This window comes from Staphylococcus sp. CoH_129_LAB_1 (assembly GCF_058191515.1).
The window spans coordinates 19,629-34,524 of record NZ_JBXWKZ010000026.1 but is presented as its reverse complement, the minus strand read 5'-3'; the positions used below and the strand labels follow the sequence as shown (position 1 = coordinate 34,524).

The window sequence follows — 14,896 nt, the reverse complement described above, 5'->3', positions numbered from 1 at the left end:
CCTGTAAAATACAGAGAATTAGCAGCCTAGAACATAGTGTTTTTATTAAGTTCCCATTTTAAGGGTTCAGTGCCATTCCAAGGTCTTTTTTTATAAGATTATTGTAAATCTGATCTTTCGAAATTATTATTGCTGTTGTTGCTATTGTTATTATTATTGTTATTGTTTTTTTGGTTTTTTTGAGCCCATTCTTTTTTAGTCATTACATCGTCGACTTGCATATTAACTTCAACAACGTCTAAACCAGTAATGTATTTAACTTGTTCTTTAACTAAGTCAGTTACTTTACGGAAGATTTTTGGAGCTGATTCACCGTATTCTAAGATTACTTTTAAATCTACAGCAGCTTGTTTTTCACCAACTTCAACAGAAACACCTTGTGTTACGTTGTTACCACTTGAGAATGCGTTAGAGATACTGTCAGTGAAACCGCCTTTCATATCTAAGATACCTCTTACTTCACGAGCAGCAATGCCAGCAATTTTTTCGATAACTTCATCAGAGAAAGTTAATTTATTTTCAAAATGTTGTTGATTATTTTGACGTTCTTCTCTGTATTGTTGTGCTTGTTCTTGACGTTCTTCTCTTTCTTTTTCGTTTACTCCAGTTTGATTATTGTATGCTTGTTTAGCTTTGTTATTATCTACAGCCATGTGAATTCTCCTTTTTAAATAGAAATTTTATTTTTAATACTTATTTTTTATTTATATGAATTCTTAAAAAATGAAGGTTAACTCCATCTATTTAAGAAGTTCATGAAATCTTGTGTACGGTCTTTTATATACCCAACACCTATTCCAATTAAACATAAAACAATAATTAAAATTGTTTTCCAGAATCCTAAAGTTAGGAATAAGATTGCAATAATTAAGAATGCAAAGAAACCTATAATTCGCCATTTATACGACTTTAGGAAGTCGATAATTTGTTGAGTAGAATCTTGACTATTTTGATTATTATCAGCCATGTTATCCCTCCCTTATAGTACGCGTTGTCCGGCAGATTTTTGATCTCTAACATTAACTTCTAATTTTCTAACAGGCATTTCAGTAAAATGCTCTACATTATGCTTAATGTCAGATCTAATACTCTCAGTTAACGATTTCACTTGGACATCATTAGGAACCAAGAAATCAACTTTAATGTCAATGTAAGAATTATTTTTCTTATTGTAAAGTTTAGTCACCACGTTTGGTTGTCTGATTTCATCATATTTAACTAATGTATCATATGCAGATTTTTCGACTGCCTTACGTGATACGTAAATGTGTCCATCATTATAGTCCTTATAAAGACCTGGTTTTCTATATGTTGGTTTAAAGATGCTAAACACCAATATAATACCAATTAATACGAGTAGAGCTGATAAACCAATTAATAATGGTTGGAACCAATTGAATTGTAAGAAATAGTCTTGATAATGTTTAATACGACTATCATCTATGTACATAAACAATAAGAAGCCAACAATCGCAACTATTAATAGGCCAAGGATAAAGTTTTTAAATCTATGCACCTCTAAACGCACCTCCTTAGTCGTTGTTGTAATTATTTAATTATAAAATTTAAGTACCCTTTAAAAATTTTTTAAAACGTTAACATTAAAATTTTTTATTTAATTTTTTTAAATTTATTAAAGTTTACCTTCTAGATTAAATATTCCCAAATTTAACACAATAAAAACCTATTTTTCATAATTATTTTCGTTTTTTATATTATTCGTTTTTTTGTATTGTAAATTATCTTTTTTCATTAAAACGTCTTTCTTTGATATCCTCGGATGATCTAAACTCAACGTTTTAAATAAAGACCCTATCATAAGAATAATAACTACGGAAAACGGGAGTGCTGCAATAATTAATAAGTTCTGAATTGCTTGTGTTCCTCCGGTATAAATCATTATCATCGCAAATAAGGCCATAATAATACCCCAACTTACTTTAACGAAAGCGTTAGGATTAATGTCTCCTTTACTACTTAACATTCCAAGTACATAAGTAGCCGAATCTGCAGAAGTTACAAAGAAAATCATAATAACGATTAAAGTAACAATACTTAATACAAATCCCAATGGAAAATGCTCTAAAGTGGCAAATGTTGCAGTTTCTGTTGCTTCTTTAGCAATATTGGCAAGTCCATTATGTTGAAGATACACTGCTGCTCCTCCGAATACTGCAAAGAAAAAGAAACATACTAAAGCTGGAACAAATAGTACTCCTAAAATAAATTCTTTAATGGTTCTACCACGTGATACACGTGCAATGAATATCCCTACAAATGGTGCCCAAGACACCCACCATGCCCAGTAGAATATGGTCCAATTTTGCACCCATTGAAATTTTGCACCGCCTTCCATCGGAATACGCAAACTCATATTAAAGAAATTAAAAATATAATTTCCTAATCCATTAGTAAACGTATTTAAAATATATAAAGTAGGTCCTACTAGAAATAACCCTATTAATACAATAAAAGCTAAAATCATATTAATATTACTTAACGTTTTTATTCCTTTATCAATTCCAGACCATGCAGACCAACTAAATAAAATAGTTGCAATAATAATAATAATGACTTGTGTGCCAAAATGACTCGGTACTTTAAACAAATAGTGAAGACCTTCATTTATTTGTAAAGCGCCAAAACCTAAGGTAGCTGCTACCCCTGTAACTGTCGCAATAACCGCTAAAACATCTATTGCTCCTCCGATTGGTCCTCTCATTCTTTTTTCTCCAAAAATCGGGACAAGCGTTGCGCTTACTAAGCCTGGATATCCTTTATGAAAACTAAAGTAAGCAAAAACTAATGCAACAATTCCATATACTGCCCATGCATGAATTCCCCAATGAAAGAATGCAAATTGAAATGCATCATTAATCGCTGCTTGTGTACCAATTTTATGTATAGGCGTTGCTTTATAGGCATGACTAATTGGCTCTGCGGTAGTCCAAAATACTAATCCTATTCCCATTCCTGCACTAAACAGCATAGCGAACCAAGAAAGTAATGAAAATTCTGGTTCTTCTCCTTCCTCGCCTAGAGTAATAGATGCATATCTTGAAAATAATAAGTAAACACAAATAAAGAATATAATTAAAACGAGTAAAAGATAATACCAAGAAAAATTGACTGCAATAAACGATGTAATATTTTGTGTGACTGATTCTAATTGTTTAGGTAGTACTGCCCCATACACTACAAATAATGTACAGATAGATAACGCAATCCAAAATACAACGCTTATAGATTTTTTTCGCATTACATTAATCTCCTTTCTGATAGTTAGATATACTATACCCCATTCGAGTTATATCTAATGATTTTGGGAATTTTAAAATTAATTAAACTTATATATTATAAAATAATAAAACACCTCTTAATGTCTTATTTGTAGACACTAAGAGGTGTTAAATCATTCTCTATTCTTCTACATTTATAACAAGTTTTCCTATCATTGAATTGGATTCTAATATTTGATGAGCTTCATATAAATGTTCTGCTGTTAATCCATTAATCACTTTTGTCGTTGTATTTTGATACGTACCATCCTCAACTTTTTTAGCAATATCCTCTAAATAATAATGATGTTTAATCATGTCTTCTGTTTGAAAAATAGGTCTTGTAAACATAAATTCATGCGTAAATGAAATACTTTTTGTTTTTAATAGATTTAAATCTTGTGCTTCTTTAAAAGCTACAATAGTCGCAATGTGTCCTCTTGGTTTCACTATATCTATCATTGTTTCATAATACATGTCTGTATCAAACGTGCAAAATACGAAATCTACCGCTTCAATGTGCTGTTGTTCTAATTGAGATTTTAAATCTTCTTTGTGATTGAGTACGATATCTGCCCCCATCTTTTTTGACCAGTCAATTGTTTCTTGACGAGACGCAGTTGTAATGACTTTTAGACCATATGCCTTAGCAATTTGAGTCGTAATACTTCCAACACCACCTGCGCCATTGATAATAAGTAATGATTTCCCTTTATTTTGATTTGGATCCTCTGAAATTTTGAACACATCAAATAAAGTTTCTGACGCTGTAATACCAGTTAAGGGAAGGCTAGCAGCTTGTTCTGCCGAAAGATTTTTAGGTGCTTTTGCGACTAATCGTTCATCAATAAGTTGATATTCCTGATTTGAACCATGTTGATTAGGCGCACCAGAATAAAATACAATATCGCCTTCCTTAAACATTGTCACCTCTGTTCCAGTTTTTTGAACCGTCCCTACTGCATCAAAACCTAAAATTCTTGGGGGATTTTTAACTTCAGTAAGGCGTTGCTTTGTATCAACCGGATTTACACTTATACTTTCTATTTTAACAAGCAACTCTCTAGAAGATGGCTGGGGCACATCTAATTCAAATGTTTCAAATACATTTCCTTCTTCTAATTTAAATGGTTGTTTAAATCCTATAGCTTTCATAATTATATACCTACCTTTTACTGAATTTTAAATTATACATTTTCTGACACTTTAACAATCTATTCACCAAAATTTTCACCTGTAAATAAGTTTCTGAATACTTTTGGTACATGTTCAAATCCTTCTTTTTTAGATACTTTTGTTTTAAATTTTCCTTTTTATATCTACGTTGTTAGTCCTTTACTTACATGTTCAAAGTCATCGGCAAATTCTACTACTAAGACACTATGCATAAGTGCTTGATGTTTAATTAATGCCGCTTTGTACATGTAGGCCTTTTTCTTGTTCAGTATCATTATAATCGGTATTCAAAAACAGTGTAATATCACAAACAATTTTATCGCAATTCAACTGCTTTCACTTTATAATGTCTAGTGTGTAACACTTAATACTTTATTATACCAAGCAAAGTGAGGTCTTAAACTTGAAATTAAGTATCTTAGACTATGTACCACTCTTTGAAGGTGATACACCACAAGAAGCTTTAAATCATTCAATTGAACTTGCTCAACTATCAGAGAAACTTGGTTATGCACGTTATTGGGTAGCAGAACACCATCAAGTTCCTTCTGTTGTATCAAGCGCGCCCGAAATCGTAATGGCTATGTTACTTGAACATACACACTCTATTCATATCGGAAGTGGCGGTGTTATGCTCCCCCATTATAGTGCTTACAAAGTTGCAGAACAATTTAAAATTATGGAAGTCAAACACCCTGACCGAATTGATATGGGAATTGGACGTTCTCCTAGCTTTAAAAATGTAAACGAAGCGCTAAATGAGTTTAAAACTCAAAAACCTGAATTATCTCAACAAGTAGATGATTTGAAAAAATACTTTACGAATGACACTATTCATTCACATCGTTTCAAAACTTTAGAAGCCACTCCATATACAGAGCATTCACCTGAAATGTTTATTTTAGGAATGAGTGAACAAAGTGCTGAACTTGCCGCAAAAAAAGGCTTACCTTTTGTGATTGCACATATGGGTCAATCACACGCAAATTTAACACATGTCATTCGACATTATAAATCACGTTTTACAGAGTATCATGGCAATTCGCATTCACCCTATATTATTTTAGCTACTTTTGTCGTTACGGCAGAAAATGAATTAACGATTAAACAATTATTAGATGCATTAAATTTGTGGTTAATACGTATTAACTATCTTAAACAACCTAAAGTTTATCCTTCTATTGAAACAGCACAGCAACGCCATTATTCTGAAAGAGATCGAGAAAAAATAGAAAAAAATAAACGTCGAATTATTAGTGGCTTGCCCCATGAAATAGCTCAACAGTTAATACAATTACAAAACGAATTTGAAGTCGATGAAATCATGATTCTTCCTAATGTATATGGACATACTCATCGAACTAAATTAATTGAACTTATAGCTCATGCTTGTCTAGATAATTAGGAGCGTCCGTATTATGAACGCTCCCAATTTTTATTTGTTTCATAAAATTTAATGATTTTATCTGCAACATCCTTATTTTCATGAAGTTGGCTATGTTGAGTCGCTGATTCTGTATATTAAGATTCTTATACTTTTTTGGACTTCTCCTAACTAACAGATATTTCAATGATCGAGATGAGCTATTAGATACTTTAACTTTAAAATGCATACCATCTTGATCATCTCCATAAATATTTAAATCTTCTAATTATTTACCTTTATAAATATTTTTTAATCCAAATAACTTTTTACAATCTCCACTCATTTTGTTCGGTTTTCCATTTTAATTAACTTGAATTTCGTTCACCCTTTCATTTAAATTAAGAACGTCACTATATTTTCCAACAATATTGACTTCTTTTTTAGCGTCGGAAATAGGAGATGATTATCATCATTTTTCATAAAATACGTGAAAGATAAATTTCCCATAGACTGTGCGACAAAATTATACTCGTTATTTTTTATACTAGTGTATTCAATAAAATAAGAAACAGGACAGAAATTTTCATTTCTGTCCTGTCTAATTTATCAAATTACTTAATTTCTTTAGATTCAGCTAATGCTTTATACCAATATGCACTTTTTTTCGGATAACGTTCTTGTGTGTCAAAATCAACATAGAATAGACCATAACGTTTTTCATAACCATTAGACCATGAGAACACATCCATAAGTGACCATAAGAAATAGCCTTTTACATTGGCACCATCACGTATAGCATCAGCAATAACTTCAAGATGTTTTTTAACATAGTCGATACGTGCATCATCATCAACTGTCTTACGTTCTTCATCGAACTCATCTTTATACCCAAGCCCATTTTCAGTAACATAAATTTTGTGATAGTTAGGATAATCTTTTATAACACGCATAATTTGATCATAAAGGCCTTGTGGATAAATCATCCAATCCCAATCAGTACGAGGAACATCTATATCAAATTCACGTTGTCCTACACCTTTAAGTTGATATTTAGAGCCACCTTTATCTCCAGTAGCATTGTGTGTAATTTCTGATTCTCCCTCATATCCTCTCATCCAATCACTCATATAGTAATTGATACCTAGAAAGTCATTTAAATCTTTTGCAGCATCTAATGTAGCATAATCTTCATCGGTAATATCTAATTTACCACCATTGACAGAAAGAATATGTTGTACACCTTCCATAGTTTCACGAGAATATTTTCCTAAATATGTTGCATCTAAGATAAATTTGTTATGAATAATATCTTCAAGTTCTGCTGCTCTTACATCTTCAGGATTTGAAGGATCGTATGGATACTTAGTTGGTAATGCATGAACGACTCCAATTTCTCCATTATATCCATTGTCTTTAAATAGTTTAACTGCTTTCGCATGTGCGACCATCATATTATGATGAGATTGGAATACTTTTGCAAAATCATATTTAATTCCTGGTGGGAATTTACCGACTAAATACTGGCCATCACCAATAGGACCAATTTCATTAAAAGTAGTCCAATAGTTGACTTCAGTAAATTCTTCAAAACAGAATTTTGCATAGTCTACAAAATAATCAATCGTTTTACGGTTTAAGAAATCTCCATCACTGTGAAGTGTTTCTGGAGTATCAAAATGATGTAATGTAACAAACGGTTCAACGTGACGTTTATGACATTCTTTAAATAAATTGTGATAGAATTCTACACCTTTTTGATTAACTTCTCCATAACCTGTTGGAAAAATTCTTGACCACGCGATAGATATACGGATACCATTAACACCAAATTTCTCACTTAATTCTAAATCAACTGGATATTTATGATAAAAGTCACTTGCAGGTTCAGCTGTATACCAATAGTTTTCTTCTAGATAAGTGTCCCAGGCTACACGACCTTTTCCATCTGTTTGAGTCGCACCTTCTGCTTGATAAGCTGCTGTTGCACCACCAAAAATAAAATCTTCTGGTAATTTTTTCATTATACTTTCATCTCCTAATTATTTTTCAAATTGTTGTTGAACGAAGTCTAATGCTGCTTTGCCATCACGAGTTAAGTTAATGTATTCAACACCTTGAGTTTTTGCTAATTTAATACCTAATCGATCTGTATCTTGTTTTATATCTTCATAGTTAGAAGCAACTTGAGGCGCTAAAATAATTAATTGATAGTCTTTCATAATATCCATATGTGCACCATAACCACCAGCTGCTGCTTTTACAGGTACCTGATATTCTTCAGCTGCCTTGTTTAATGCATTTGCAAGTAATCCACTTGTACCACCACCAGCACATAAGACTAAAACGTTAGTTTGTTCGTTAATCGAATTAGGTGAATCTTTAGCCGATACTTCCTCATCGGAAGGTGCTGGTTCAGTTGTTGTCGTTTCATTTGCACCAGCAGTTGCTAAAATTGCATCTGCTTTCTTCGTATCAAAGTTTGCTGATACTTTTTCTTTTAATTCATTATTTACTTCTTTATTGCCACGTTCTTCTTCAAGAATTTGTTCATCATATACTTTTAAAAAAGGATAATAAATCATAACGTCAACTACGATTAATACAATGGCTAACACAAATGACCAAAATGCAAATCCTGTACCCATCACAATACCAAGTGGCCCTGGTGTCGTCCATGGTAAGAAGATACTAAAACTATTCATTTTAAGTACATCAACAAAGAATTTAAAGATCCATACGTTTACTATTGGTGCAAAAATAAATGGTATGAAAAATACTGGATTTAATACGAGTGGTGCACCAAATAAAATTGGTTCATTTACTCCAAAGAATGTTGGTACAACTGATGCTCTACCAATTGCTTTATTTCTTTTTGATTTAGTTAACCACATAAACATAAATGGCACGACTAATGTAGCACCGGTACCACCCATAGTTGCAACGAACATTTGTGTACCAGGTGTAATAATTTTATCTGCATGTTCTCCTGCTTGAATCAAATTTAAGTTTGTTTCAAGATTTGCATAAGTAATTGCAGCAATTGCTGGTTCAACAATAGATGGACCATGTATACCTACAAACCAGAAGAATGCGAAAGCACCGAAGATAAGTGTGACACCAATCCAGCCATCTGCCGCAGTAAATAATGGTTCAAAGATTTTTAATACGGCGTTCGCTACATTTGTATGAATAAATGCTCTTGATAATAAATCTAATGCATAAATAATGATAATAACCGCTGACAACGGGAAGATATCTTTAAATACCTGAGAAATATTAGGTGGTACTTCTTTAGGCATTTTTATTGTAATATTTCTTTTAATAAAGAAATTATAAACAATTACGGTAATAAAGGCTGAAATAAAGGCTGTTAATAATCCTTTTGTGCCCATAAATGCACTTGAAAATCCACCCTCTTTAATAGGATCTGCTGCTAAGAATAAAAATCCACTCATCGCAGCCATCATTGTAGAAATAAAGTTAATTTGATTGGTTTTATCTAATTTCCTGTTGTAGGAATCGGTTAAAGACTTAGCTGTTGTTCCAGCTACAATCAAACCAACTATTCCCATGGTATAGTTATATGGTTTCATCAATATACCTTCCATTGTTTTACTCCAAGTAAAGCCAAACACGTTAGGTACATATGTGATTAAAATAAATATACTTGAGAACAAGATAATTGGAATTGCTGCAATAAATCCATCACGAATCGCTCTTAAATAAATATTACGGGATATTTTTTCAAAGAACGGCTTTCCTTTTTCTATCCATGCTATTAACTTATTCATAGGGGTCAGCTCCCTTTTTTGTATAATTCAATTAAATGCTTCATTAAATCTTTTAATAATAACGTTGTCATTAAATGGTCTTGTCCGTGAATCATTGTAATACTAAATGCAATGTCATCACCTTGCGCTTCTTGAGCTAATAAGTTTGTTTGAGCTTTATGTGCATTTGCAATACATTCATTTGCTTCCTCAGTAAGTTGTTCAGCTTTTTCAAAATCACCTTCATTAGCAGCGTTTAATGCCTCTAATAATTTTGAACGTGCATCTCCAGCATATGCGACAATTTCAAAACCAAGTAATTGTACTTCTTCTCTATTCATATGAATAACCTCCCCTAAGTTATTTTGCTTTCCAAGATGTTGCAGTTGTTTTTAGTACTTTATTTAAATCATCAATGTTTTTATATCCAGTTGTACGTAACCATTCTCTTGCAGCTTGTTCTCCTTGTTCAATATAAACTTTAACTGCACCAGACCATGTCGCACGTCCACATAACACACCATTGAAATGTGCACCTGCATCATGTGCAAATGTTAATGTTTCTTGGAATAATTCAGCTGATACACCAGCACTTAAATAAATATAAGGTAAATGTGTTGCTGCATCTTGATCACGGAAATGTTGTGCTGCTTCTTCTTTTGTGTATACAACTTCACCTTCTGTAAATCCTTCGACAAAATTCATATTTACGGGTACTTCAACTTTAAGCACATCAACATTGAATCGATCTTCAGAGAATAACTTCATTGCTTCATTTACTTTACGAGGTTTTACTTTTGCAAATTCAGCACTTTTATTATCTGGAATATTATCATCATAAGTTAACACTTCTAAGAAAAATGGAATGTCTTCAGCAACACATTCTGAACCAATTCGTTCAATATAAGCTTTCTTTTGAATGTTAATCTCTTCTGAATCATCTACATCATAATAAAGTAAGAATTTAACTGCATTGGCCCCCTGTTCTTTTAAACGTTTAGCAGACCATTCTACTAAGCAATCTGGTAAACGACCTTTTGCATTCACGTCATATCCAGTTTTTTCATATGCAAGTAATAAACCACACTCTTTATTACGTGCATCAGAAGCAGGTAAGCCATATTCAGGATCTAAAAGAATAGAAGATGCATATTGTGTTAACTCTTCTGATACAAGTACTTTTAATTGTTCGATTTGTTCAACTGTAGGAGGTTCTGTTTGATGTTCAGCCATCATTCTTTTTAATGCCCCACGTTGATCAAATGCTAAAGCTGAAATAATCCCATCTTGATTACTTAATTGTTCGATTGATGCTAGTTTTTGTTGTGATTTTGTCATGAATTACACCTCTATAACTTCAATTTGTTTGAATAGTTCTTTAAATTTATCTACATTGATATGACCTGTTTGATGCTCCATTGCATTTAACATTCCAAATGCATTAGCTTTTTTCAGTAAATCTTCATCGGATTGTTGATGAACAAGACCTGATGCAATACCTGCCACTGTAGAATCACCAGACCCTACAGGATTAACAACTTCTATTTTGGGAATGTTTACTTTATAAAATGTTTGATGATGTTTAGCGAAAGCGCCATCGCCACCTAAAGAAACAATAATCCATTCAATACCTTTGAAAATGGGTTGAGTAACCGCTTCTTTTAAACTATCGATATCTGTAGTGACAGTAGTTTGTAATAATTGAGATAATTCATCAATATTAGGTTTTATCACTGAAGGCTTACTTTCGCTCAACAATACATCCATTAATGATTGACCAGAACTATCTACAATCGTAGGTAGACCTTGTTTATTTGCTAATTTCACAATATCAGCGTAGTAATTTGTATTAAGACCTTTAGGTAAACTTCCAGACATCGCTATAACATTAGCTCTTTTAAATAGTTCTAAAAGATGTGTTTTATAGCTCTCTGCTTCTTCCTTGCCAATAGTTGGTCCTTGTTCAAGTATTTCAGTTTGTTGTCCTTCATGTAGAATAGCGATACAATTTCGTGTTTCTCCTTTTATTTTGAAGAAAGACTGTTCAATTTGAGCATCCGTTAATTGTTCTTCAATAAATTGACCCAATGCGCCACCTAAAAAGCCACTTGCTAATACATTTTCGCCAAATTCTGATAATACACGTGTTACATTTAATCCTTTTCCTCCAGCAGTTTTACTCGTTTTTTTAACTCTATTCACAGTATCTAGATGAAACTGTTCTAATGGGTAAGAAATATCAACTGAAGGATTTAAAGTTAATGTTAGAATCATTTCACATCTTCCTTAATCGTGATATTCACCTTTGTCCCATTTTTCTAAGAATTCATCAAAGAAGTGAGGATTAGCTTGATTATCGTTATGTGCTTCTAAATGATTAATTTTAGCAATTAATTTTTTATTTTCTTCAGTAGGTTTGTATTCTGCTTCGATAAATGCATCAACGATATCGAAAATAAATAATTCGCCTGCTACTTTACCGCCGAAACTAACAACATTAGCATTTAATTCTTCTTTTGAATAAAGTGCTGATGTCATATCACGTACTAATGCTGTTCTTACCCCTGGGACTTTGTTTGCTGCATTACTAATACCAACACCAGTACCGCAGATACATACGCCTAAGTCTGCTTCTCCACTAGCAACTTTTTCTCCTACTTTTTTACCGAAGATAGGATAATGTGTACGTGTAAAATCATACGTACCTACATCAATAACTTCGTGTCCTTGAGCTTTTAAATGTTGTGAAACTTCCATTTTTGTATCAGTTACAATGTGATCGCAACCTATAGCAATTTTCATTATTTATTCCTCCAATTAGCACATTTTATTTAACATATCTACACGGATTTGATGACGTCCGCCATCATAGTGTCCATTTACAAATTCTTTAGCAATATTTTTTGCTAATGTATCGCCTACAATTTCAGAACCCATTGTAATCATGCGTGCATTGTTGTGACTACGTGTCATATATGCTGAGCGTTCATCTGATACTTCAGCAGCAATCATTCCTTTTACTTTTGTAGCAACGATAAAGCTACCTGCACCATACGCATCCACTGCAATTCCTAAATTATCATCGTTCTTTTGTACTTCGTGTACAACTGCTAGTGTTGAATCTACAAAGTCTAATTCTTTTCCTTCTGTTACATCTACTACATCATGGTTATTTTCTTTTAAAAATGTTTTTACAACATCTTTAAGACGTTGACCAGCGACATCTGAACCAATAAAAATTGTCATAATGATTCTCCTTTGAAAATAAGATAATTAAACACATGTGTTTGAAAAAGCGCTTTCAAATCTTTACACTTAAATTATAAACATAAATAAACAAATAATCAACAATAAATGTTCGAATATTGTTTGAAATTTTGTTTTTTTAAACAAAACATATTATTTTTATGTTTAATTACGTTCAATTATCTAAAAAAATACCAAGATTGTTTAAATAAACAATCTTGGTATCATTCAATTAATGTATCACTTCTGTATAGGCTTTTAATTTTTGTACATTATCTTCATCATTTTTATCTACAACAACTGCTGTTAAATCTTCTAAATGACATAATTGGGTAAAATCTTCTTTTCCAATTTTTGAAGTATCAATTAATAAGTATTTTTCAAGTGAACGATGAAGTGCAAGTTGTTGTGTATACGCTTCGTCAATTGTAGAAGTGAGCACATCTGCATCTTTTATTCCATTACAACTAAAAAACATTTTACTAAACCGTTTTGTTTTAAGGAGCGTATTCGTCATTTCACCTACAAATGATTCAGTAAGTTCTCTCATTTCTCCACCTAATAAGTAAACTTTAAAATTTAGCGAACGCTTTTCAAATAATATTTGAAATACTGGAAAACAATTCGTAATCACTGTTAATGACTCTCGATCTATTAATTGAGCCAGTAACTCGATTGTTGTTCCAGGTCCCAAAAAAATCGTATCGTTTTCTTCAATTAAGTTAACAGCTTTCCTTGCGACAGCACGTTTTTCTTCAATATTCTCTGTGTGCTTTTCTTGATGAGACTTTTCTTTAATTTGAAAAGCTGAATTACTACGTGCACCACCATGTATTTTAGTTAGTAATCCTTTTTCTTCTAGTTCAGCTAAATCTCTGCGTACCGTCATGTCAGATACATTAAGTTCTTCAACAATCTCATTTGTCCTAATAGTTCCTTTTTGATTTACGAGTTTAGTAATTTCTTCTAAACGATCGTATTTATTCATTCAATTTCTCACATCCAACTTATTTTATTAAACATGTCCATATAAAATGAACACATATATCTCATAAAGATTTTAAGCGCAATTTCATTCTATACTATTACTTGTTTTAAAACTAGAAAATAAAGGTAAAAATATGTTGTAATAATAGTATAAAATTCATTTTAAAAAAATTATATTAGTCATTATTGTAAACGAGGTGCTCCGATTGGGTAATAAAGTCGAAAAATTAAAGGAAATAGTTGATAAATCAAACAAAATTGTATTCTTTACTGGTGCAGGTGTATCGGTTGCAAGTGGTATACCTGATTTCCGTTCAATGGGTGGATTATTTGATGAAATTTCAAAAGAGGGTTATTCACCTGAATATTTATTAAGTATTGATCATTTAAATGATAATAAAGAAAGCTTTATCGACTTTTATCATAAACGACTACTAGTAGCAGATAAAAAGCCTAATATCGTCCATGAATGGATTGCAGAGTTAGAAAAAGAAGGCAAATCTTTAGGTGTGATTACCCAAAATATCGATGGGTTACATGAAGATGCTGGAAGTGAACATATTGATGAAATTCATGGTACACTGAATCGCTTTTATTGCATCAATTGTGGAAAAGAATATACGAAATCGTATGTTATGGAACACAAATTAAGATATTGTGAGAACTGCGGTGATGTGATTCGCCCTGATATCGTATTATACGGTGAAATGCTCAATCAACCTACTGTCTTTAGAGCCTTAGATAAAATCCAAAAAGCAGATACTGTCATTGTGTTAGGTTCATCCTTAGTCGTACAACCTGCTGCAGGCTTTATTTCTAACTTTACAGGAGACAATCTTGTAATTATTAATAGAGACGCTACACCATATGATAGGAAAGCTAATTTAGTTATTCACAGTGATATGACCGAAGTTGTTGAAGAAGTGATGAAAAAATAAAAAGATATATCAGCCTAAGACATCTGTCTTAGACGTTTTTAACATGTTAAGTAGTCGATAACTGTATTAAATATGACTATTGCTCCATTAGTTTTTCCTATGTATAAAAAAGCACTTCTCAACTTTGAGAAGTGC

Annotated in this window: 15 protein-coding genes; 2 read left to right on the top strand and 13 right to left on the bottom strand. The window is 32.1% G+C overall.

The features are described 5' to 3' along the window. Positions 1–98: 98 nt before the first annotated feature. From AC2FB1_RS08495 to AC2FB1_RS08475, 5 genes are all read right to left on the bottom strand, one after another. Positions 99–653 (bottom strand): Asp23/Gls24 family envelope stress response protein, encoded by a 555-nt coding sequence (locus tag AC2FB1_RS08495; RefSeq protein WP_490674783.1) that lies wholly within the window; start codon positions 651–653, stop codon positions 99–101. Between the two features lie 77 nt (positions 654–730). After that, on the bottom strand, positions 731–967 hold the full coding sequence (locus AC2FB1_RS08490) for a DUF2273 domain-containing protein (RefSeq protein ID WP_475282152.1): 237 nt from the start codon (positions 965–967) through the stop codon (positions 731–733). Positions 968–979: 12 nt separating this feature from the next. Next, complete coding sequence (gene amaP / locus AC2FB1_RS08485) at positions 980–1,516, bottom strand: alkaline shock response membrane anchor protein AmaP (protein WP_490674782.1); 537 nt, start codon at positions 1,514–1,516, stop codon at positions 980–982. A 168-nt stretch (positions 1,517–1,684) separates the two neighbouring features. After that, positions 1,685–3,259 (bottom strand): BCCT family transporter, encoded by a 1,575-nt coding sequence (locus tag AC2FB1_RS08480; protein ID WP_490674781.1) that lies wholly within the window; start codon positions 3,257–3,259, stop codon positions 1,685–1,687. 160 nt (positions 3,260–3,419) lie between these two features. Continuing rightward, complete coding sequence (locus AC2FB1_RS08475; RefSeq protein WP_490674780.1) at positions 3,420–4,433, bottom strand: zinc-binding alcohol dehydrogenase family protein; 1,014 nt, start codon at positions 4,431–4,433, stop codon at positions 3,420–3,422. A 424-nt stretch (positions 4,434–4,857) separates the two neighbouring features. On the opposite strand from AC2FB1_RS08475, the gene AC2FB1_RS08470 reads away from it, so the two are divergent. Continuing rightward, on the top strand, positions 4,858–5,859 hold the full coding sequence (locus AC2FB1_RS08470) for an LLM class flavin-dependent oxidoreductase (RefSeq protein WP_490674779.1): 1,002 nt from the start codon (positions 4,858–4,860) through the stop codon (positions 5,857–5,859). Positions 5,860–6,431: 572 nt separating this feature from the next. Here the strand turns inward: AC2FB1_RS08470 and lacG are convergent. The 8 genes from lacG to AC2FB1_RS08430 form a co-directional block, all read right to left on the bottom strand. Further along, a complete protein-coding gene (gene lacG, locus AC2FB1_RS08465; RefSeq protein WP_025987241.1) occupies positions 6,432–7,844 on the bottom strand; it encodes a 6-phospho-beta-galactosidase in 1,413 nt (470 codons plus the stop codon). 15 nt (positions 7,845–7,859) lie between these two features. Continuing rightward, the gene (locus tag AC2FB1_RS08460; RefSeq protein WP_490674778.1) at positions 7,860–9,611 is read right to left on the bottom strand and encodes a lactose-specific PTS transporter subunit EIIC; all 1,752 of its coding nucleotides are present in this window, start codon (positions 9,609–9,611) and stop codon (positions 7,860–7,862) included. 5 nt (positions 9,612–9,616) lie between these two features. Then, a complete protein-coding gene (locus AC2FB1_RS08455) occupies positions 9,617–9,931 on the bottom strand; it encodes a PTS lactose/cellobiose transporter subunit IIA (RefSeq protein ID WP_017174827.1) in 315 nt (104 codons plus the stop codon). A gap of 19 nt (positions 9,932–9,950) precedes the next feature. After that, the gene (gene lacD / locus AC2FB1_RS08450) at positions 9,951–10,928 is read right to left on the bottom strand and encodes a tagatose-bisphosphate aldolase (protein ID WP_242279590.1); all 978 of its coding nucleotides are present in this window, start codon (positions 10,926–10,928) and stop codon (positions 9,951–9,953) included. Positions 10,929–10,931: 3 nt separating this feature from the next. After that, positions 10,932–11,864: a tagatose-6-phosphate kinase gene (locus tag AC2FB1_RS08445; RefSeq protein WP_143129807.1), complete on the bottom strand. Its 933-nt coding sequence runs from the start codon at positions 11,862–11,864 to the stop codon at positions 10,932–10,934. 12 nt (positions 11,865–11,876) lie between these two features. Beyond that, positions 11,877–12,392, bottom strand: a complete 516-nt coding sequence (lacB, locus tag AC2FB1_RS08440) for a galactose-6-phosphate isomerase subunit LacB (RefSeq protein ID WP_002455018.1) — start codon at positions 12,390–12,392, stop codon at positions 11,877–11,879. A 15-nt stretch (positions 12,393–12,407) separates the two neighbouring features. Next, positions 12,408–12,836 (bottom strand): galactose-6-phosphate isomerase subunit LacA, encoded by a 429-nt coding sequence (gene lacA / locus AC2FB1_RS08435; protein WP_072291661.1) that lies wholly within the window; start codon positions 12,834–12,836, stop codon positions 12,408–12,410. A 232-nt stretch (positions 12,837–13,068) separates the two neighbouring features. Further along, the gene (locus tag AC2FB1_RS08430) at positions 13,069–13,824 is read right to left on the bottom strand and encodes a DeoR/GlpR family DNA-binding transcription regulator (RefSeq protein ID WP_490674777.1); all 756 of its coding nucleotides are present in this window, start codon (positions 13,822–13,824) and stop codon (positions 13,069–13,071) included. Positions 13,825–14,029: 205 nt separating this feature from the next. Between AC2FB1_RS08430 and AC2FB1_RS08425 the strand changes: the two genes are divergently transcribed. After that, positions 14,030–14,761 carry an NAD-dependent protein deacylase gene (locus AC2FB1_RS08425; protein ID WP_490674776.1) on the top strand — a complete coding sequence of 244 codons (732 nt, stop codon included), beginning with the start codon at positions 14,030–14,032 and terminating at the stop codon, positions 14,759–14,761. Positions 14,762–14,896 lie beyond the last annotated feature (135 nt).

Coding starts and splice junctions, on each gene's coding strand:
- lacD (WP_242279590.1), bottom strand. CDS start 10,928: ATGACAAAATCACAACAAAAACTAGCATCAATCGAACAATTAAGTAAT.
- AC2FB1_RS08475 (WP_490674780.1), bottom strand. CDS start 4,433: ATGAAAGCTATAGGATTTAAACAACCATTTAAATTAGAAGAAGGAAAT.
- AC2FB1_RS08480 (WP_490674781.1), bottom strand. CDS start 3,259: ATGCGAAAAAAATCTATAAGCGTTGTATTTTGGATTGCGTTATCTATC.
- AC2FB1_RS08455 (WP_017174827.1), bottom strand. CDS start 9,931: ATGAATAGAGAAGAAGTACAATTACTTGGTTTTGAAATTGTCGCATAT.
- AC2FB1_RS08490 (WP_475282152.1), bottom strand. CDS start 967: ATGGCTGATAATAATCAAAATAGTCAAGATTCTACTCAACAAATTATC.
- AC2FB1_RS08445 (WP_143129807.1), bottom strand. CDS start 11,864: ATGATTCTAACATTAACTTTAAATCCTTCAGTTGATATTTCTTACCCA.
- lacA (WP_072291661.1), bottom strand. CDS start 12,836: ATGACAATTTTTATTGGTTCAGATGTCGCTGGTCAACGTCTTAAAGAT.
- AC2FB1_RS08495 (WP_490674783.1), bottom strand. CDS start 653: ATGGCTGTAGATAATAACAAAGCTAAACAAGCATACAATAATCAAACT.
- lacB (WP_002455018.1), bottom strand. CDS start 12,392: ATGAAAATTGCTATAGGTTGCGATCACATTGTAACTGATACAAAAATG.
- AC2FB1_RS08430 (WP_490674777.1), bottom strand. CDS start 13,824: ATGAATAAATACGATCGTTTAGAAGAAATTACTAAACTCGTAAATCAA.
- AC2FB1_RS08460 (WP_490674778.1), bottom strand. CDS start 9,611: ATGAATAAGTTAATAGCATGGATAGAAAAAGGAAAGCCGTTCTTTGAA.